Source organism: Okeania sp. KiyG1 (assembly GCF_014132355.1).
In the GTDB taxonomy this organism is placed as follows: Bacteria; Cyanobacteriota; Cyanobacteriia; order Cyanobacteriales; family Microcoleaceae; genus Okeania.
In genome coordinates this window covers 20,925-41,449 of record NZ_BLZO01000142.1, presented here as the reverse complement: position 1 = coordinate 41,449, position 20,525 = coordinate 20,925, and the positions used below count along the sequence as shown (strand labels likewise).

14 protein-coding genes and 3 pseudogenes are annotated in these 20,525 nt (G+C 40.6%); 3 read left to right on the top strand and 14 right to left on the bottom strand.

Features of this window, described 5'->3' with window-relative positions; all coding sequences use genetic code 11:
- Nucleotides 1-184, top strand: a pseudogene (locus SAGCYANO_RS33575) (hypothetical protein); the annotation flags it as partial.
- Nucleotides 185-595: 411 nt separating this feature from the next.
- Here the strand turns inward: SAGCYANO_RS33575 and SAGCYANO_RS33570 are convergent.
- Nucleotides 596-793 carry an NblA/ycf18 family protein gene (locus SAGCYANO_RS33570; protein WP_202224006.1) on the bottom strand — a complete coding sequence of 66 codons (198 nt, stop codon included), beginning with the start codon at nt 791-793 and terminating at the stop codon, nt 596-598.
- A 594-nt stretch (nt 794-1,387) separates the two neighbouring features.
- Here SAGCYANO_RS33570 and SAGCYANO_RS33565 point away from each other — a divergent pair.
- Nucleotides 1,388-1,906, top strand: a complete 519-nt coding sequence (locus SAGCYANO_RS33565; RefSeq protein WP_202224005.1) for a tetratricopeptide repeat protein — start codon at nt 1,388-1,390, stop codon at nt 1,904-1,906.
- Between the two features lie 1,009 nt (nt 1,907-2,915).
- Here the strand turns inward: SAGCYANO_RS33565 and SAGCYANO_RS33560 are convergent.
- The 8 genes and pseudogenes from SAGCYANO_RS33560 to SAGCYANO_RS33525 form a co-directional block, all read right to left on the bottom strand.
- Nucleotides 2,916-3,680 carry an alpha/beta fold hydrolase gene (locus SAGCYANO_RS33560; RefSeq protein WP_202224004.1) on the bottom strand — a complete coding sequence of 255 codons (765 nt, stop codon included), beginning with the start codon at nt 3,678-3,680 and terminating at the stop codon, nt 2,916-2,918.
- Between the two features lie 444 nt (nt 3,681-4,124).
- Nucleotides 4,125-4,223 (bottom strand): PEP-CTERM sorting domain-containing protein, encoded by a 99-nt coding sequence (locus SAGCYANO_RS50930; RefSeq protein WP_375340042.1) that lies wholly within the window; start codon nt 4,221-4,223, stop codon nt 4,125-4,127.
- A gap of 15 nt (nt 4,224-4,238) precedes the next feature.
- A pseudogene (locus SAGCYANO_RS50925) lies at nt 4,239-4,337 on the bottom strand (FG-GAP repeat protein); the annotation flags it as partial.
- A gap of 48 nt (nt 4,338-4,385) precedes the next feature.
- Entirely contained in the window at nt 4,386-5,588 is a 1,203-nt protein-coding gene (locus SAGCYANO_RS33550) for an RNA-guided endonuclease TnpB family protein (protein ID WP_202224003.1), read from the bottom strand.
- A gap of 15 nt (nt 5,589-5,603) precedes the next feature.
- Nucleotides 5,604-5,795 (bottom strand): type II toxin-antitoxin system HicA family toxin, encoded by a 192-nt coding sequence (locus SAGCYANO_RS33545; RefSeq protein WP_202224002.1) that lies wholly within the window; start codon nt 5,793-5,795, stop codon nt 5,604-5,606.
- Nucleotides 5,796-5,895: 100 nt separating this feature from the next.
- Nucleotides 5,896-6,033, bottom strand: a complete 138-nt coding sequence (locus SAGCYANO_RS50920; RefSeq protein WP_375340041.1) for a DUF1902 domain-containing protein — start codon at nt 6,031-6,033, stop codon at nt 5,896-5,898.
- Nucleotides 6,034-6,919: 886 nt separating this feature from the next.
- A complete protein-coding gene (priA, locus tag SAGCYANO_RS33530; protein ID WP_202224000.1) occupies nt 6,920-9,532 on the bottom strand; it encodes a primosomal protein N' in 2,613 nt (870 codons plus the stop codon).
- A gap of 45 nt (nt 9,533-9,577) precedes the next feature.
- The gene (locus SAGCYANO_RS33525) at nt 9,578-9,724 is read right to left on the bottom strand and encodes a hypothetical protein (RefSeq protein ID WP_202223999.1); all 147 of its coding nucleotides are present in this window, start codon (nt 9,722-9,724) and stop codon (nt 9,578-9,580) included.
- 933 nt (nt 9,725-10,657) lie between these two features.
- Between SAGCYANO_RS33525 and SAGCYANO_RS33520 the strand changes: the two are divergent.
- Nucleotides 10,658-11,697: pseudogene (locus SAGCYANO_RS33520) on the top strand (transposase).
- Nucleotides 11,698-11,918: 221 nt separating this feature from the next.
- Here the strand turns inward: SAGCYANO_RS33520 and SAGCYANO_RS48375 are convergent.
- The 5 genes from SAGCYANO_RS48375 to SAGCYANO_RS33495 all read right to left on the bottom strand — a co-directional run bounded on the left by SAGCYANO_RS48375 (nt 11,919) and on the right by SAGCYANO_RS33495 (nt 20,263).
- Entirely contained in the window at nt 11,919-14,102 is a 2,184-nt protein-coding gene (locus tag SAGCYANO_RS48375) for a VCBS repeat-containing protein (RefSeq protein WP_202223998.1), read from the bottom strand.
- 122 nt (nt 14,103-14,224) lie between these two features.
- Nucleotides 14,225-16,552 (bottom strand): VCBS repeat-containing protein, encoded by a 2,328-nt coding sequence (locus SAGCYANO_RS33510; RefSeq protein WP_202223997.1) that lies wholly within the window; start codon nt 16,550-16,552, stop codon nt 14,225-14,227.
- Between the two features lie 920 nt (nt 16,553-17,472).
- Nucleotides 17,473-17,838 carry a hypothetical protein gene (locus SAGCYANO_RS33505; RefSeq protein ID WP_202223996.1) on the bottom strand — a complete coding sequence of 122 codons (366 nt, stop codon included), beginning with the start codon at nt 17,836-17,838 and terminating at the stop codon, nt 17,473-17,475.
- 16 nt (nt 17,839-17,854) lie between these two features.
- Nucleotides 17,855-18,685 (bottom strand): sulfotransferase, encoded by an 831-nt coding sequence (locus tag SAGCYANO_RS33500; RefSeq protein ID WP_202223995.1) that lies wholly within the window; start codon nt 18,683-18,685, stop codon nt 17,855-17,857.
- 312 nt (nt 18,686-18,997) lie between these two features.
- On the bottom strand, nt 18,998-20,263 hold the full coding sequence (locus tag SAGCYANO_RS33495) for a tetratricopeptide repeat protein (protein ID WP_202223994.1): 1,266 nt from the start codon (nt 20,261-20,263) through the stop codon (nt 18,998-19,000).
- Nucleotides 20,264-20,525 lie beyond the last annotated feature (262 nt).

Below are 20,525 nucleotides of genomic sequence, written 5' to 3'. Positions count from 1 at the left end.
ATGGCTGGGCATTGATTCAATTATTCAGCGCTATTGGGTACTGGGAAATGATGTCCAACGTCGTAGTGGTTTTGAAACTTTACTACGCTTAGACCCAGAGCGATATTATTCTACTGGCGGAGTTTTAAGTGGTCTTTCTTTGAGTAGTGCTATGGAGGCTACTATAGAGCGTCAACCAGACTAATTAATAAACAATTATTAATATTTTTTAGTATTCTTTGAGTATTCTTAATTTTTTAGCTAGTCACTCAATGATGTTGTTAATACTTGTAATATTTGTAAATTTATACCAATCCAATTAAATAATGTCACACAAATATATATTGATATGAAATAATCGCCTAAAGTTGTTGTCAATGAAACTTCTTAGCTCATAAAATCTTACTTTTAAGTTCAGTGAAACAGTATTAGTTGACCGAAAAATTTGGGTCTGAACCCTCCCTTTAACGAAGATAAAAAAGAAGATTCTGTATTTTTGTAGCTTCTTTATTCCAGAGGTACTGATAACTGAAATGACTCCCCACGATCCCCGACTCTATTTCATTAATTTGAAACTGAGTGAGAGAAAGAGGTCGTCCCTAAGACAACTTCCGTTTTAATCAAAATCAGGGTTAGATTCTAATCCCCACTTATGCTTTAAAAATTGTTGGTAAAGAGTTTCCCTCATCAACATCTGTTCATATAATTGAACCAAGCAATCTTGAGCCTGTTGTAAACTCATCTGGCGTACCTGAGCCTCAAAAGACCGAACGCTAAATTGCTTTTCCAGTGGCATTTCCATCGGTTGGTCCATAGCTTTACTCCATATTTATAATAACAACTATGTACTGAGCCTACTTCAGAGTAAACTCGGTAAATTTAGATACAACAAATCTATCTGGATTGCTCCAGATATGCCTTGTTTGATTTAGCGATCGCCTTAACGAAGTCAGAAGTCAGAAGTCAGAAGTCAGAAGTTAACCCACCCCGAGGGGAAGTAGGGGACTTGAGCAAGCCTCCAAAACATTTCTCCTTAAAAGGCGGGGTTGCCCGACCCAATCCTGTTTGATAAATTTTCTACAACTTGTGAGAATTCGTAAGACTATCGCATCATGTTACAAAATATAACAAAAATTTGACAAAACTGCCATTATTTTCCTTGTATCACAGATATAAAAATAGCAAATGTTTAGAATTTGATTCTGCTTTAAAGAAATCCTAGATAAGAGTCAAGAGTAAAGATGCTCATTTTGAACAAATTTCTGATGAGTAGACAATTTATCAAGAGCCTTAAGCAGAAATTTAAACAAGTTGAGTTTTCTTAAGGTTTATTTCACAAAGAGGGGATCAAATCTAAAAATAAGTAGTATGCTGAAAAAAGTAACTATTACTATTAGCATTCTTAAAAATGTTTTATAAAAAATCTAAGTACAATTTATTGGCCATAGTCACAATACTAAGCTTAGTCAGTACCACTTCAGCTTATGCTTCAACTCTCAAACCAACCGCAAAACAAACCCAATTAGCTAACACAACAATTATTGCCCTGGAAGGAGAAGCCAAAGCAGAATTCGATCGTGGGGTAAAACTCTATAAGGAAGGAGACCTGACATCAGCAGAAGCAGCATTTCGTAAAGCTATTGAATTAGATTCAGAATTTGCAGAAGCTTATGCTAATCTCGGCAGTCTTTTAGCGAATCAAAATAATTTGTCAGAAGCAATTTCCCAATTTGAAAATGCTGTTCGCCTTAAACCAGACTTAGCAGTGCTTCATTATCAATTAGGGGTAGCTTTGTATTTGGAAAATAAACGACCTGAAGCATTAGTATCTCTCACTAAAGCTAGAGACTTATTAAAAGAGCAAGGTAAAGGAGAAGATGCAGAAAAAATCGATAAAGCAATACAGAGAATTCAAGCAGAATCTTAAGAGTAATATAGTTCAACAATTAATAATTAATAATTAATAATTAATAATTACCTCTTTTTATAAAGAATGAGGATTGGCTAAAAAGATTTTTTTCTTCTTTTTCCATGAATGGGGAGGCTTTAGACCACAATTTCTTGGTAAAAAAATATAGTGGCTTGCAATCGATTTATGTGCAAACCACTATTTTTTTTGTTGTTAGTTTTTCAGGCAAAGCATTGCTAAGGCTACAGTTCATGACTTACGCAGAGGCTCTACATACAGGGAGGGCGTTTTGCTCCGCAACATATAAAGCGGAGCTTGGCGTTAGCCAATGCCATTCGCCCCTACAGATGGTGTGTGATTTGATATGCGTGCGTAAGTCCTGAGTTGTTATTGCGTTGATTAGGAAAACAGCATCACCTTATCCATCAGACTATAGAAGCCATTTAGTATCTTTGCTAATGCTGGTTTTTTTTTGCCAAGAAGTTAGGATCTTTATATTTACAGCGCTTTTCAAATTGATGAACCACATCTTCACAAGCAAAATATTGTAGGGACGTTCCATGGAACGTCCCTACTGTGGTTTACCCAAATGAAAACCGCTGTAATTACATAATTGATATTATTCTCCAACAATCAAAAATCAAATCAATTATTGCACTCTTATTCATCAATTATTTCCCCCTACTGGATTGTTTCACCTAAAATAGTGCAGAGCGCTTTTTTCGTCACCCCATCCCCCCATCACCCCCAAATTCCCCTCCACCGGAGGGGAGGGGCGAGGGGTGGGTTCCCATCACCCCATTTTCTAATGCAACATTTAAGATGAAACAGTCCACTACTGGATTGTTTCACCTAAAATAGTGCAGAGCGCTTTTTCGTCACCCCATCCCCCCATCCCCCATCCCCCCATCACCCCATCCCCCATCCCCCATCACCCCATTTTCTAATGCAACATTTAAGATGAAACAGTCCACTACTCTGTACGGACGTTGCATGCAACGTCCCTACGACTACTCCCTAATAGGTTCTATACAGCGAAAGTATCTACAGATACTGAACCTGTTGTGTTACCATTAACGGTCGCGAGTGAGAAAGTAGTGCCGTTGTTTTGCGCGAATGCGGCTCCATCTAATAGATCGTTATACAATGTGTGAGCGTAGCCGTGATTACCTACAAAACTAAAGGAACCTGGTTGGAATAGATCGTCCCAGTTAATGTATAAATCTAAGTCTCCTAATGGAGCGTCGTATCCCAATGTACTGCTGGTATGGAAAGCAACAACTCTATCCGCATCACTTGGATCTAGGCGATCGTCTGTGGGGTTAGCACTAGAGAACCAACCTCCTTCAAACTCAGGACCTGCTGGATCGAGACCAATAAGTTGATCGACTTCCCCACTACGTTCGCGAAATTCTTCTCCTGCTTCACCCATCACATGAGCACCTAGACTGTGACCAATAAGTGTGGTATCGGCAGGATTAATACCTTGACCCAACAAATAGTCTGCTACTTCAACTCCCACATCATCAACTCTGTCAGCAGCAGCCCAATAATTGAGAGTATCAGCGCCATCTTGCCAATCTACTAACAAAATGTTAGCATCATTGCCCTCCAAATCTCGTATATTTTGTGCCATTTCTGACATCCAACCTTCAGGGGTAAAGTTATTACCTGAATTTCCACCCGTACTTTGGAAACCATGTACGATTACATAAGTAGGATCGCTTGTGTCTATAGAGCGTGAATTATTTAATCCGCCATCATCCCAAGAATTAAAGAAAACGTCTACCATATTTTTAGTTTGTTCTCATGTATAAGTGTTTACTGAAAATATCAAACTTTTTTGATGGATTTTTTCCATCTATAGTTATCTACAAGTTTTTATAACATTTTCAGGACTTACGCAAATTTACCTTGAAAACGCCATATGTAGGGGCGAATGGCATTGGCTAACGCCAAGCTCCGCTAACGCCCTCACTGGATTTAGTTTCCGTCCGTAAGTCATGAAAATATAAGTAGAACTCTCAAAAAAAATTAAGCAAAGATTTAGAGGCTGAATTCCTTATGTAGGGGCGAATGACATTGGCTAACGCCAATATCCGCTAACGCCCTCAATGGATAAGCGTGCCCGTGCGTAAGTTATGAAAATGTAAGTAGAACTCTCAAAAGAAAATCAAGCAAAGATTTAGAGCCTGAATTCCTTGCTTGATAAATTAGCTATGAGGAATTTTTATGGTTATTTTTTCTGCTGCTTCTTTCGGGATAAGGCGGTGATCGCGAAAGTGCCTGCTATTCCTAAGAGCGATGATGGTTCTGGTGTTGATTGAGCGTTAATGGTAAACAGGTAAGCTGAACCACTGTCTGTTCCATTGTCGTCGTCAACCCGGGAACCTATCAGAGCTGTGTTATCGCTTAGAGCTACTGAGAATCCGAAGCTGTCGTCAGCAGAACCGTCGGGTGCGTTGACATCCTCCCCGGCCCAAAGGCACGGGGATTCCTACCGGGCCGTAGCTCCTCGGCGGGTTGACGTTTCATAGGCTGCTGCTACCTTGACGCTAGTCTTACGCTTGCCTCCACGTCCGTTTTTTGTCTCGAGCTGCCCGCCCGCGACTAATATATTTATTGCTGCATTCTGGTCTCTATCGTGTTTTGCACCGCAGTTGAGACACTCCCATACTCTTACTGAAAGGTCTAACTTGCCACCTTTAAAACCACAGCTAGAGCAAGTTTGAGATGTGGGTTCCCAACGACTAATTACTCTGAAATCACGACCATATTTTTCTGCTTTTCCTTCTAGGAATGTCCGGAACTGTCTCCAACCTAAATCTGATATGGCTCTGGATAATTTGCGGTTTTTTACCATTCCAGAAACGTTCAAATCCTCCAAGACAATTGTTTGGTTTTCACGAATTATTTCGGTGGATAATTTATGTAGAAAATCTGTTCTGGTATCTTTTAGTTTGGCATGAAATTTAGCAACTCTAACCCGCGCTTTTTCGTATCTATATGACCCCTTAGTTTTTTTAGATAAAGACTTGCTCAACTTTCGATACTTATTAATCCTTTTCTTTAATGGTTTCGGTGCATCAATTTTTTGACCATTACTCAATGTTGCAAAGGTTTTAATTCCTAAATCTATACCTACTGAATTATCAGTTTTTGCTAAAGTTTCTGGTTGTATTTCTACTACAAAACTTAAGAAATATCTGTTAGCTGAATCTTTGATTACTGTTACTGATGATGGAGCAGCAGGTAGTTCCCTTGACCACACAATTTTCAGTTTTCCTATTTTGGCTAAATAAACTTTATGCTGACCAACTTTAAATCCACCTTTTGTAAACCTAGCTGTTTGCCTTGACTTTCTACTCTTAAATTTAGGAGGTTTAACAGGTTTACCCTTTCTCTTACCTTTGGTTGATTGAAAAAAATTTTGATAAGCCTGGTTTAAATGGTTTAAAGATTGCTGTAGTGGTATAGCAGAAACCTCTGATAACCACTCTCTGTCTTCAGTTTTTTTAGCTTGAGTAATAAACTGTTTTTGTAGCTGTGAGTTAACAGGTTTTTTCTCTCCTGAAGTATACTTTTCCTGACAGCAAGCTAAACTATCATTCCAGACAACACGAACACAACCAAATAGCCTTGCTAATCGGTGTTTTTGTCCTGATGTTGGATATATACGGTACTTAAATCTCGCTTTCATAAAACGACTTTTGAACTAACAATATGATAACATGATCTTTTGTAAATAATCAACTAATAAAGTCGCCCTAGAAGGGCGAGGCACATACCCCAATTTTTCGGTAATTGGGCTATGCCAAAATTCATGGTCTCCCTTACTCTGTCGCTCGAAATAGCAACCTGCTTGTGTGAGATTTTTTTTTAATCTAGGAGTTAGTGATGAAACCATTTTAAGAAGCTACTTTGATTTGTTCTTCTCGATGACTGGTTAGTTGAAATTCAATGTACCCAACATAATCAGACGAAATTATATTGTTCAAAACCATTAATTATGGAATCATTTGCCGGAGTTTCTGACTGAGTGCTTCAATGGTATCTGCTTCTGTTGCTAATCCAGGAACATCAGCACTTGTTGCTACCCAAACTTTTGCTTCTGCATCCCAGAATGATTCTACTTTACAAGTAATTTACTGTTTCATAAAAAGATTTATAATTTTTATTTATAGGAGTAATATAACACACATTGAAATTACTCCAGGAATTTTTGGTAATTTAATAGCGATCGCACTTGACAACTAGAAAAAGTTGCTATATTCTGAGATTAGATTAGTACTATAGGAAAATAGTGGCTCTTTTTTTAGAGTCTGAATAACCGTAATTAAAATTACTCCAGTAGTTTTTGGTAATTTAATAGCGATCGCACCTTGACAATTAGAAAAAGTTGCTATATTCTGAGATTAGATTGGTACTATGGGAAAATAGTGGCTCTTTTTTTAGAGTCTGAATAACCGTAAGGGTGTCTTAGCGTTTGCGCAGCATTCCGAAGGAAAGCGAAATATCAAATCCGGTTAAACAGCCATAGAATGGTTAAGTCAGGAGGAGTCAGGTAGTAGGGGCGCCATTCGATAGTTATGCGCAAGCTTTCGGCCGAAAGCTTGCGCAAAGCTCCGCTAACGCCCGTACAGGAGTCAGGAGGAGAGAGAATTACAAAGATGAGCCTACTTATGACGATTGGATAATTTTTTTATGTGCAATTAGGCGGATTTGATATAACGCACCGAAACATTTTAGATAGCACAAGCTACTCAAAGGTGCGTTACGGTGCAACGTGACACTTGAGTATTCAACCATACTTTGTAGTAAGCGCCTAACGCACCCTACTGGACCGACACAGCTAAAATGGTGCATTAGATTCAATTCAAAAGTCAAAAGTCAAAAGTCAAAAGTAAGAATTTTCAAGTTAAAAGCTAATGCACAGTCTTAGCTGTGTCACGCCACTACTGAACTGCATCCATCCGTGCATCCGTGGCCAAATCCGTGTCTTGCCCTAACTTCCCGACTGAACTAAGTTGATCACAAATTCATAGGATCGACATCCACAGTCAAACTCACCCCAGGAGGACAAAGATTACTCAACCTAGTCAGATCGGGTACATCCTCACATCCAGGCAATAACTTTAATAAAATCTGCCACCGATAACGATTAGCTACTCTGGCAATAGGAGCAGGCGCAGGCCCCAATAAATCATATTTTCCCTCTTCCGCTTTTTCCATCAACACACTTGCTAACTTTTGAGCAGTTACCGCTACCTCAGTCGGGTCATAACTACTCAAACGCAACAAAATTAACCGCCCGTGGGGAGGATATCGTAACTCTGCTCGTTGTTGTAATTCTGTCTCCACAAAAGATTCATAATCATTACGTTGCACTGCTTGAATCACAGGATGTTCGGGAGTATAAGTCTGAATAATTACTCGCCCTGGGTTATCTCCACGACCTGCACGTCCTGCTACTTGCAACAATGTTTGAAAAGCACGCTCACTAGCACGATAATCTGAAAAATGCAGCAACCCATCAGCAGAAACAACTCCTACTAATGTTACCTGAGCTAAATCTAAACCCTTGGTCAACATCTGAGTACCAATTAATAAATCTGCTTCTCCATTAGCAAACTGAGTTAACAATATTCGGTGTGCATCTTTGGTGCGGGTAGTGTCGCTATCATATCTAATACATCGTAAATCTGGAAACTGTCTAGTTAACTCTTGAGTTACCTTTTGAGTACCGCTGCCAAAAAATTTAAAGAAAGGAGAATCACATTCCGGACAACGTTGGGGTTGTAGTTGGGTGTAATTACAGTAATGACAACGTAACAGTTGAGTTCCGCCTTCGTGGGTGTAATGATAGGAAAGTGAAACGTCACAATGGGGACATTCCATTACATAACCGCAACTACGACAAGACACAAATGTACTATGACCGCGACGGTGGATGAATAAAATGCCTTGTTGTTTTGTTTCCTGTAGTTGTTGCAGTGCTTCTTGTAGAGGATAGCTGAACATTGTGCGGTTTCCCTGTCGTAGTTGTTGGCGCATATCCACTATTTCTATGGGTGGCATCGGTCGTGATTGGACGCGCTCTGGTAGTGACAGGTAGTAGGTTTTAGGTGTTAGGTTTTGGGTGTTAGGTTTTGAGGAAACAGTTTCATCTACATTTTCTGGTAGATTAGGAGATGCTTGACTCAGGTTTTCTGGATGGTATTCTCTTGTTTCCAACCAACTTTCTAAAGAGGGTGTTGCGGAACCTAATATTAATGGGCAGTTTTCCAGCTCTGCTCGCCATTTCGCTACAGTGCAAGCATGATAACAAGGGGCGGGGCGGTCTTGTTTGAAACTGTTATCGTGTTCTTCGTCTAATACTATTAAACCTAGTTTTGGTAATGGGGCAAAGATGGCAGAGCGAGTGCCAATAATAACTTGAGGAATACCCCATGTCATATTACGCCAGGTATCGTAACGTTCCCCCGGAGACAGAGCGCTATGGTAAACGTAGACTTTTTTTCCGAAACGAGCGCGAAATCTATCTGTGAGTTGGGGTGTTAGACCAATTTCGGGAACGAGTACAAGAGCAGATTTGCCATTTTCGAGAATAGGAGCGATCGCCTGTAAGTATACTTCTGTTTTCCCAGACCCCGTAACTCCATGCAACAATATTTGAGCAAATTCTTGTATTTGGGTAATAGTTGTTAGTGCTTCTGCTTGATAGGGTGTCAGCATTTTGATTTCATCTCTGATATTGCCCCTACCTTGTTCTCGTCGCAACACCTCCTGTGCTTCTATGATGACACAGCCTTTTTCTTCTAGTTTTCTTACCACAGAAGAGTTGGTTTTGCAACTGTTAAGTAATTCAGTTAACCATGTTTCTCCACCGTTTCGCCGTAGTACTTCCATCACTTCTTGTTGACGTGGGGTTAAATCTTTGGGTAAGTTTTGAACAACTAAAGTTACAGCTTGTCTCAATTTTGGTTTTGGTGGCGAAGGAGGTTCGAGATAACTTTCTACCCAACCTCGTTGGAGTAAATCTTTTAATCCTCTGTTAGCACCTTTGACTTGACGTTGGATATATTGCCAGGTGTAATCTTTGGTTTTGGAATTTTGCAGAACTTCCAGAATTTTTTTAGCGGTAGCATTGAGGAAAATTTCTGCACCTGTTGGTATTGCTTCTTCTATAATGCGGATGCGTCGTTGACTACGTTTGAGTAACCCTGGTGGTAGAGCTGTGCGAATAACTCTAATAATAGGTGTTTGATAATAACTAGCGACTTTTTCTATAAGTTGCCAATAAGTGGGAGGGAAAAAACCTCTAGTAATAATGTCCGATACATTTTTTATGCGCTCCCTCGTTAACCCTTCTGGTAGTTGGGAGGTTTTACGAATAGCGATCGCTCCTACCTGTTGACTGCCAAAGGGTACTGTTAAAATGTCTCCTGGTTGAATGTCCAGTTCGGGAGGTATTTTATATGTAAATAATTTTTCCTCCTCTTCAGCATCATCTGTTGAAGTTTTGAAAGGAACATCAACTAAAACTTCCACCCACTCTTGGGACTCTTGAGGATGGTTGTTTGTGTAAGACGATCCAGGTTCAGCCAATATTGGTTTTGAGAGCGCTTGAGTAGTTTGGGACATTTTGCCAAATTAACTAGAGGACAAGTAGGGTACTTTACAAAAGAATTAGCGGGACGTTAAAAGCCGCTCCCCTACTCTTAAGCCTAATCCTAAGACCGTTCGTGCCATAAATTTACGCAAACAAGGACCACGAAGTTGAGCTGCGGTTTCAGACAACAAGACTTTCAGCTCCTCAGTTAATTCTATCGACATCCCAATGGCCTCAATATCCTCAAATCAATACCAGTTTCAAGTTTACTACAAAAAAAGTGGAGTGGGAAGGGGCTGCTCATAGCAGCCCCTTTCTCTTAGCAATAATGATTATTATTATCAATTATCGTGTCCCCGCGTCCCCGTGTCTGGAGTGTCCCCGTGTCTATCGAGAATGAATACGAACTTTATATTACATTACCGAATAATATCATGTCCGGTTGAACAGTTATAAATAAATAACGACGGAGGAGTCAGGAGTCAGGAGTCAGGAGTCAACCCACCCTAACCCCTCCCAACCCACCCTAACCCCTCCCAGGAGGGGAGGGGAAGTCAGGAGGGAAGACTGAAGTTGGAAGAAGGAAGAAGAGGAAGGGGAAAGTTTTTTTTATAACTAATTATCCGGACATGATATAATTAAGGTAAAATGCCTCTCCTTTAAAGGAAAACAGCGGTCGTAGCGGAGCTTCCCGTAGGGTGGGATGGCGTTTTGCTCCGCACGCAACATATAAAGCGGAGCAACTCTGATAAGAGCGGGTTTCGGAGCCATATCCAATCGACCAAGAGAGAAAAAATTTTCATTATTAGTCAATCAATTCCGTTTTCTTTTGAGAGGTAATTATTAATCAGGACTTACGCAAAGACACTATATATAGTGTATGGAAAACTGAGTGATAGCTATGATTTTTAAGCGATCGCCAGAGCAACAAAATTATTATAACTTATAACAAGACACTATATATAACGTATACTGAATAGAGCGAACTCTTAAAAATTTATAGCGATCGCCTGCACAAAAACATTCTTATAACTAATATTAAATATAATCTAGTATAATTAATTTTAGCTCTATGATATGTGGCTAATTGTAAATAAGTTTGGCTCAAATACCCTGATTATTGTAGAATAATATTACTGTTAATTTGAGCTAACAAAATGAATTTTAACTATATTGATTATTGTCAATATTTACTAAATTATCATACAAATTATACCATCACAAATTTAGCAAATCACCTAGAAAACATTAGCCATGATACGATTAATCGTTATTTAAGAACAGAATCTCTAAACTCACAAGACTTATGGGAAAATGTCAAAAAGGAAATTGTCCAAAATACGGAAGCATACCTGATTTTTGATGATACAGTAATTAAGAAAAAATATGCTAATAAAATTGAAAGCGTAGCTCCTCTGAAAGAGGCACTTGTGCGAAAACAATATAGTGGTAATGAACATCAAGTAATTCAGGGTATAGGAATAGTTAATTGTATTTATTTTAATCCCCAAAACTAACAATTTTGGATAATAGATTACCGTATTTATGATCCAGAAAGTGACAAAAAAACGTGAGTTTGATCATGTTGAATAAATGATCTTAAACGTGGTAAATAAAAATAAATTAGCATTTAAAACTGTACTAATGGATAGTTGGTATGCAACACAAAGATTAATGGGACTGATAGATAACTTAGGAAAAATTTATTATTTCCCCTTAAAAATTAATCGTTTAGTAGATGATACTGGTGGTGCAGAAAAATATAAAAGTATTGGTAAATTAAGCTGGAATGAATCAGAAAGAACATCAGGTAAAATAATAAAAATTAAAGGTTTTCCAAGAGATAAAAAAGTCAAACTATTCTGGGCTACTATTTCTGCCAATAGAACAGAATACATTGTCACTAATGACTTAAGTCAATCTTCGACAGATGATGTAGAATTCGAGTCGCTTTCCTTGATGGAAAATCGAAGAATTTCACAGATAAATTAAGCAATTAACAGGAATAGAGTTTTGTCAATGTCGCCTGGCAAAAAATCAAAAAAATCATATTGCCTGTGCTATGTTAGTTTGGAATAATTTAAAAAAATTAGCTTACATTCTGGGAAAAACTATTTATCAACTCAAACATCAATTATTATCTAAATATCTAGTATCTGAACTCAAATATCCTGCAATTAAAATGACGGCTATTTAAGTTTTTATCACTAGAGAAATTCTCGGCGTTGGCGGAGCAAGTGCGGCAGCTATATCGCTCTCTAAAAATTATAGCTATCGCTCGGTTTGCCATAAACTATATATAGTGTCTTGGTATAAGTTATAATAATTTTGTTGCTCTGGCGATCGCTTAAAAATTATAGCTATCGCTCAGTTTGCCATAAACTATATATAGTGTCTTTGCGTAAGTCCTGTTAATTATTAATTGTTGAAGGCTACATCCCAAGCATTACCTATACTTCCGGGATTAACACTACTGTCTAATGTGCCGTCGTCATCCATCAACCAAATCCGGTTAGCTCCATTATTTCCATTACGCCAGAGAATATCTGCTACTCCATCATCATTAAAATCGGCAACTCCGGCGACATCCCAAGCTGTACCTAACCTTCCCAGATTAACAGGTTGACCGCTCCTTCTTCCGTTATCATTCATAAACCAAATCCGGTTAGCTCCATTATTTCCATTACGCCAGAGAATGTCTGCTACTCCATCATCATTAAAATCGTCTAATCCGGCGACATCCCAAGCTGTACCTAACCTTCCCGGATTAGCTTGAGTGTTCCGTGTGCCGTCATCATTCATAAACCAAATCCGGTTATTTCCATTATTTCCATGACGCCAGAGAATATCTGCTACTCCGTCATCATTAAAATCGTCTAATCCGGCGACATCCCAAGCTGTACCTAACCTTCCCGGATTAACAGGTTGACCGCTCCTTCTTCCGTTATCATTCATAAACCAAATCCGGTTATTTCCATTATTTCCATGACGCCAGAGAATATCTGCTACTCCATCATCATTAAAATCGTCTACTCCAGCGACATCCCAAGCTGTACCTAACCTTCCCGGATTAGCTTGAGTGTTCCGTGTGCCGTCATCATCCATGAACCAAATCCGGTTATTTCCATTATTTCCATGACGCCAGAGAATATCTGCTACTCCATCATCATTAAAATCGTCTACTCCGGCGACATCCCAAGCTGTACCTAACCTTTGGATATTACGTTGACTGTTCCGTGTGCCGTCATCATCCATGAACCAAATCCGGTTACCTCCATTGTTTCCATTACGCCAGAGAATGTCTGCTACTCCATCGGAATTAAAATCAAAACGGACTGGTTCGTTGTTGACAGCGTTACTGCGAGTAATCGTAATGCCAAACAAGTCATCGTTGTTCTGGTCATCACCTGATGCAATGATCTCTGGAGCAGAACCATCTGTGCCAGCATCAGCAGCATCATTAGAGTCGAATGTAGTGCTGCCATCAATAGTGACAGTAGGGAGAGAAGTTGGCATTCCTTGATCGCTACCAAGGAAGTTTGTACCAGTGAGTTTCATAGCAAAGATTCCACCGCCGAGACCTTCTCCATTGCTTACACCAGAACCACCAGTGGCAGTATTATTGCTAAAGGTACTTTGGGAAATATTAAGGCTGCCGGAACGGATAAATACAGCTCCACCCATTCCATAACCACCATCGCCACTATTGCTACCTAGACTGTCGCTGAAGCCACCGTTGCCACCACCGTAGCCACGGTTGCCACCAGAGCTGAAGCCATCGCTATCGCCACCAATGCCCTGGCCACCACCGCCACCAAAGCCACCATCACCACCGTAGCCATCGCCATCGCTATCGCCACCAATGCCCTGGCCACCGCCGCCACCAAAGCCACCGTCACCACCGTAGCCATCGCCACCGTTGCCACTGTAGCTGTAGCCACCGTCGCCGTCACCACCGTCGCCACCAAAGCCACCATCACCACCGTTGCCGTCACCACCGTTGCCACTGAAGTTGTCGCCACCGATGCCCTGGCCACCGTCGCCAAGAAAGCCACCGTCGCCACCGTTACCATCGTAACCGCCGTAATCACCTATATCATCAGTACCATTATTAGAAGATAACCTAGTACTAAAGATACCGCCACCTACATTGCTAGCAGTAGCATCACCAGAATCTCCACCTATTGCCTGGTTATTACTAAAGTTAACACTATCGACAGAAACATTACCATCATAGATAAACAGGGCACCACCCATTCCGGCACCCCCGCCTCCTTGATCGCTATTTCCACCCTGTGCTTTACCATTAGTCAGGGTTAAGTTGTTAATATTCACTGTTCCCGACCTAACAAACAATGGGCGGTAGGTATCGTCGCCACTAATTATAGCTGTTTCTTCCTCAACTGTATCCGGATCGTCCCCCGTAATCGTAATATTACTATCAATTAGTTGAATCATTTCGCCGGATAATGTAACATTGTTCTTGATAACGATAGTATCGTCCCCTGGTAGGTTATTCGCATCCAAAATTGCTTTACTTAGGGTTCCGGTAGTATTCCCCAAACCATTATCTGTTGGTATAGTTACTTCAAATGTAGCCATTTTTGTTAGTCCTCCTGAGTTATTGTTGTATTAATTTGTTGACATTGAAGGCAAGGTGTCTACGGAGTTTGGAGACCAAACTCCTAGATTCTGAAATTGTATCGATGCTACTGGATTTGATATTATATTCCGGCTACATCCCAAACACTACCTATATTTCCGGGATTAACGCTACTGTCTAATGTGCCGTCGTCATCCATCAACCAAATCCGGTTCGCTCCATTTCCACGACGCCAGAGAATATCTGCTACTCCATCATTATTAAAATTGCCTACTCCGGCGACATCCCAAGCTGTACCTAAATTTCCTGGATTAACAGGTTGACCGCTCCTTCTTCCGTTATCATTCATCAACCAAATCCGGTTCGCTCCATTATTTCCATTGCGCCAGAGAATGTCTGCTACATCATCATCATTAAAATCGCCTACTCCGGCGACATCCCAAGCTGTACCTAAATTTCCTGGATTAACAGGTTGACCGCTCCTTCTTCCGTTATCATTCATCAACCAAATCCGGTTACGTCCATTGTTTCCATTACGCCAGAGAATGTCTGCTACTCCATCATCATTAAAATCGTCAACTCCGGCGACATCCCAAGCTGTACCTAACCTTCCTGGATTAACAGGTTGACCGCTCCTTCTTCCGTTATCATTCATCAACCAAATCCGGTTAGCTCCATTATTTCCATTGCGCCAGAGAATGTCTGCTACTCCATCATCATTAAAATCGTCAACTCCGGCGACATCCCAAGCTGTACCTACATTTCCTGGATTAGCAGGTTGACCGCTCCTTCTTCCGTTATCATTCATAAACCAAATCCGGTTAGCTCCATTATTTCCATTGCGCCAGAGAATGTCTGCTACTCCATCATCATTAAAATCGTCAACTCCAGCTACATCCCAAGCTGTACCTACATTTCCTGGATTAGCTTGAGATATCCTTCTTCCGTCATCATCCATAAACCAAATCCGGTTAGCTCCATTATTTCCATTACGCCAGAGAATATCTGCTACTCCATCATTATTAAAATCAAAACGGACTGGTTCGTTGTTGACAGCGTTACTACGAGTGATTGTGCTACCAAACAGGTCATCGTTGTCTTGGTCATCCCCTGATGCAATGCTGTCTGGGGCGGAACCATTTGTGTCAGCATTAGCAGCATTATTAGAGGAGAATGTAGTGGAGGCATCAATAGTCACAGTAGGGAGAGAAGTGGGCATCCCCTGGTCGCTACCATCGGGGTTTTCATCAGTGAGTTCCATAGCAAATATTGCACCACCGAGACCTTCTCCATTTGCACCATCGAGACCACCTGGAAATATTCCACCAGAGCCACCAGTAGCACTATTATTGCTAAAGGTACTTTGGGAAATATTAAGGCTGCCGGAACGGATGAATACACCTCCACCCATTCCGTCGCCACCGTCGCCACCCAAGAAAACCTCGGGAGTAGCACCCCCGCCAAACTTGCTGCCACCTTTGCCAGCACCGAAGCCACCATCGCCACCAGAGCCAACGCCTCCTCTACCAAGGAAGGCACCAGCGCCAGGGGGGCCACCGTAGCCAGCGCCACCGCCACCACCGAAGCCACCTTCGCCACCGTAGCCAAGGCCACCAAAGCCACCTTCGCCAATGAAGCTGTCGCCAGCGCCACCAAAGCCACCAATACCGTAACCACCGCCACCACCGAAACCACCGTTGCCACCGATGCCAGTGCCACCGTTGCCACCGTCGCCACTGAAGCCGAAGTTGGTAGAGCCGAAGCCACCAAGGCCACCGATGCCAATGCCACCGCTACCACCGAAGCCACCTTCGCCACCGCGGCCAGTGAAGCCACTGACAATACCTGAAGCCGGGCCACCAAGGCCGTAGCCACCGTTGCCAAGGAAGCCACCGTTGCCACCAGTGGCGCTCCTACTGTTGAATACTATGCCTGAATCATTAACTCCTTCATTCTCAGGTAACCTCGTACTAAACATACCGCCACCTACACCTACATTGCTATTAGTATCATCATCAGAATTTCCACCTATTGCCTGGTTATTACTAAAGTTAACATTATCTACAGAAACATTACCATCATAGATAAACAGGGCACCACCCATTCCGGCGCCTCCGCCTGATAGATTACTATTTCCCCCCTGAGCTGTACCATTAGTCAGGTTTAAGTTATTAATATTCACCGTTCCCGACCTCACGAACAATGGACGGTAGGTATTGTCACCACTAATTCTAGCTCTTTCCTCCTGAGCTGTATCCGGATCGTCACCCGTAATGGTAATATTACTATCAATTAGTTGAATCATTTCGCCAGATAATCTGACATTGTTCTTGATAACAATAGTATCGTTCCCTGGTCGGTTATTGGCATCCAAAATTGCTTTACTTAGGGTTCCGGGAGTATTCCCCCTACCATTATCTGTTCGTCTAGTTACTTCAAATATAGCCATTTGTGTTAGTTCTCCTTAATAATTGTTGTACCAAGTTGTTGGCGTTAAAGGCAATTTCCCTACGCTCTTAAATTTTAGCAATGGATAATTAATAATGCCAATAGTTAATGGGTAAGAGTTTAGGTGTTGCTTTCTAGTTTTTGAATTGTGACAACATACTTAGGGTTTGCTGAAAAAGTCTTATGGGGGGTAGGAGACAGGAGACAGGAGACAGGGGGAATGAGCGAGGAGGTAGGAGTAATATCATCTTCCCCCGGAGGGGGAGCTACGCTAACGGTTGAATACTTATAAATAACTGTTGTGAGGAGTCAGGAGTCAACCCACCCCTCGCCCCTCCCAGGAGGGAAGAAAGGAGAAAAAGAGGAAATATTGGAGATGGGGTATTGAGAATTTCAGTATTTCTTTGGTACTGTCGATACTATCAGTTATTAAATTTTATTTATAACTGATTATCCGTTAGCGCAGCTCCCCTGGAAGGGGAACATGATATAAGAATTTTCCCTTGATTTTTCTGCCATAATCATCCCAAAATACTAGCTTTATGCAGCTCGTATCCACCGAAAAGCTGGTACTTTTTTAGACAAAAAAATGCTAAAACCAATATCAGTCAATGCTTTGATATTTAATCAGCAAGCCCTACTTATAGTTTTCATTTGTTTTGTTCCATGAAAGTAGAGATAGAACATCTGTTCCGCTTTGCTATGCACATGGAAAGCGAAGCATTCCGCAGGAAAAGGCGGAGCAACTGCTGCAGTTATAACGCTCTGTTTCCCGATATTTATGTTTTATTTATCTATTGTCCAATAGTTACAGTAGTAGACTGACACATATTTGCTACGCACATGGAAAGGGGAGCATTCCGCAGGAAAAGGCGGAGCAACTGCTGCAGTTATAACGCTCTGTTTGCCGATATTGATGTTTTATTTATCTATTGTCCAATAGTTACAGTAGTAGACTGACACATATTTGCTACGCACATGGAAAGGGGAAAATTCCGCAGGAAAAGGCGGAGCAACTGCTGCAGTTATAACGCTCTGTTTGCCAATATTTATGTTTGATTTATCTATTGTCCAATAGTTACAGTAGTAGACTGACACATATTTGCTACGCACATGGAAAGGGGAAAATTCCGCAGGAAAAGGCGGAGCAACTGCTGTAGTTATAACGCTCTGTTTCCCGATATTGATGTTTGATTTATCTATTGTCCAATAGTTACAGTAGTAGACTGACACATATTCTATTAGGATTGATGCAGAACTGTGGTATCTAGTAAGGGCGAATGCCATTCGCCCCTACAGCTCGTTAACTCTGAATTAGCCCTGGATAGAACAACTCGTAATACCATTGGTAGTTACTCCTTAACTCTGCTTCAATGCGTGGTGACACCCAATGACGTTCTGGTGGTTTTACCTTAGTATAAGTACGATGACGATATTTAAACCGATAGAAACTATCTGCTTCCCCTGGTTGTACTACCAAATTCTCCGGGTCTAATTCATAATTTCCCACCCCCAACCAAGCAAACAAATCTTTCATCGTTGGTACTGGTTCCAACATTAAATGCTCGAATACCAGAAAATACATTCGTTGTTGGTGAGACTGGTTCATATCTTGTATCCCTTGCAAAGAGCGTAATGGTCCTCCCACCACTCCTTTTTTCCCCAGTAAAGCATCAGCACGTCCATAGGGAGACAGAGAAGCTAGGTTATCCGGGAAGTCTAACCATACTGTTTTTTGATGTTGGGTTTCAATGGATGCTAAAATTTGTCCCAACTCCCGGACACACACCACCATTTTTACTTCTGGGTCTAATTCCAAAGCTAGTTCTACTTGACTTAACCAACCCCGATTTTTGTCTACTACTACCGGACAGTCTGTTTCCTCCCACCATGCTGTAGCAAAAGCACGACAAGCACGTTGCAACCTTGCATATACAGTTTCAAATTCCCCATCTAACTGAGCTAGCAAAAAATTGTTATCGCTTAGATGCGCTCTAATAGCTTGTAATGTCGGCAACAGAGGCGAACTCATGCCATTACAGTAGATTTCTGGGTGTTGTGCCAGGAGTTGGCAAGTTAAGGTGGAACCTGCTCTGGGCAAACCTGTAACGCAGACTAATTTTCGCTTTAACATTAGACCTCTGGGAAAAAGAATAGAATTTTTGCAGAAGTAGGCAACAGGCAACAGGCAACAGGCAACAGGGAAATATGAAGAAAAAAAGATAACTGTACCTCGCTAACCTGAGAAAGGCTATATATAGAGTTTCTCAAATTGGTGAGATACAGTTTTAGATCCCCCCTAACCCCCCTTACTAAGGGGGGAACCGCTAAAAAAGGGGGGAGGTTTCAAAGTCCCCCTTTTTAAGGGGGATTTAGGGGGATCGTAAATGTACCTCATCTTTATGAGAAATGCTATACCTGCAATCTACTGTCATTAATTATCTTACTATTGTTGATAATCAGATATAACTTTTTCCAAATACCAAATCCTATCTCTTCCAGGATATTTTTCTCGGACTTTTGCGATTAATCTTTCTGCCATTTCCCAATGCCCACCAACCATTTTTAAAAGTTTTTGTTGTAGTTGTTTATATTGATTATCTTCGTTAATATCCTGATTTTGACTAGGAACAATTCCCTGAATTTTCTTCAAATTATCTAAGGTTTTTTTATAGTTACTCCAATCTTCAGCATCTCCAAATAATTTAGCAGCATTCTGATAATCATCTATGGATTTTTTCATGTCTTCTAAACGAGAATAAACAATGCCTCGATGATAAAAAGCTTTGGCTTCATTAGGGTTGATTTTTAATGCTTGTTCATAATCTTTTATTGCTTCTTGATATGCCCCCATATCCCGATAAGTATTTCCGCGACTTACATAAATAAGTGAATTATTCGGTTCAATTTTTAAAGCTGCATCAAAGTCAGCGATCGCTCCTTTAAAATCTCCCATTTTACTGCGAATTATCCCTCGATTTTGATAAGCTAAAACATCTCGGTCGTTCAATTGCAAAGCTTTATTAAAATCTGATATTGCGCCTAAATTATCCCCTTGTTTATGACGAATAATTCCTCGACAACAATAGGCTTGAGAATCTTCTGGATCTACTTGTAAAGCCCAGTTTAAATCTGCTATTACTCCCTGGCGATCGCCTTTTTCAAATTTTCTCAAAATCTTGGTTAAAAATGTTTTACTATCTCCTTTTTGGAGATTATTTTCAATTTTTACAACAGCAGTAGATACAGATTGTATTTGTTTAATATTATCCAAACATTTCCGACAATTAACTGCATCTTTCTGTTCTAAATATAATTCTGCTCCTCGCTTAAAATTATCTATTGCATCTGCTTGATTATTTTGTTGACGATAAGCATTACCTAATAGTTTATATGCCGGAGCATAGTGATTATTAATAGTAATTATTTGATTAGCGTCTGCAATAGTTGCCGAAATATCTTTTACTGCCAACTTAGCAATACCACGAGCTAAATAAGCATCTATATAATTAGGATTAATTGCCAAAGCTTGAGTATAATCAGCGATCGCTTCTTTGTTGTTTCCTAAATCAAACTTTGCTAAACCTCGGCCGTAATAAGCTTCAGCAAAATTAGGATTAATTTCTATAACTCGACTAAAATATTGAATTGCTGCCTCATAGTCTTTAGCACGAGATTTTACTACTGCTTGCTTATAAATTTCTTGTTCCATTAAATTCTAAATTAATTGTTTTATAAATAATCCTAGCATTTATTTGAAGGAAGAAGGAAGAAGGAAGAAGAAAGAAGGAAGAAGAAAGAAGGAAGAAGGAAAAGTGGATAGGTACTCAAACCCCTTCTTGAGTAGCTAGGGACGTTGTATGCAACGTCCGTACAGGGAGATAACCCACCCCTAACCCTCCCAGGAGGGGAATTCATTAATTGATAATGGATAATTACCTCTGGTTAAAACCGCTCTTGATTGAATATAAGGA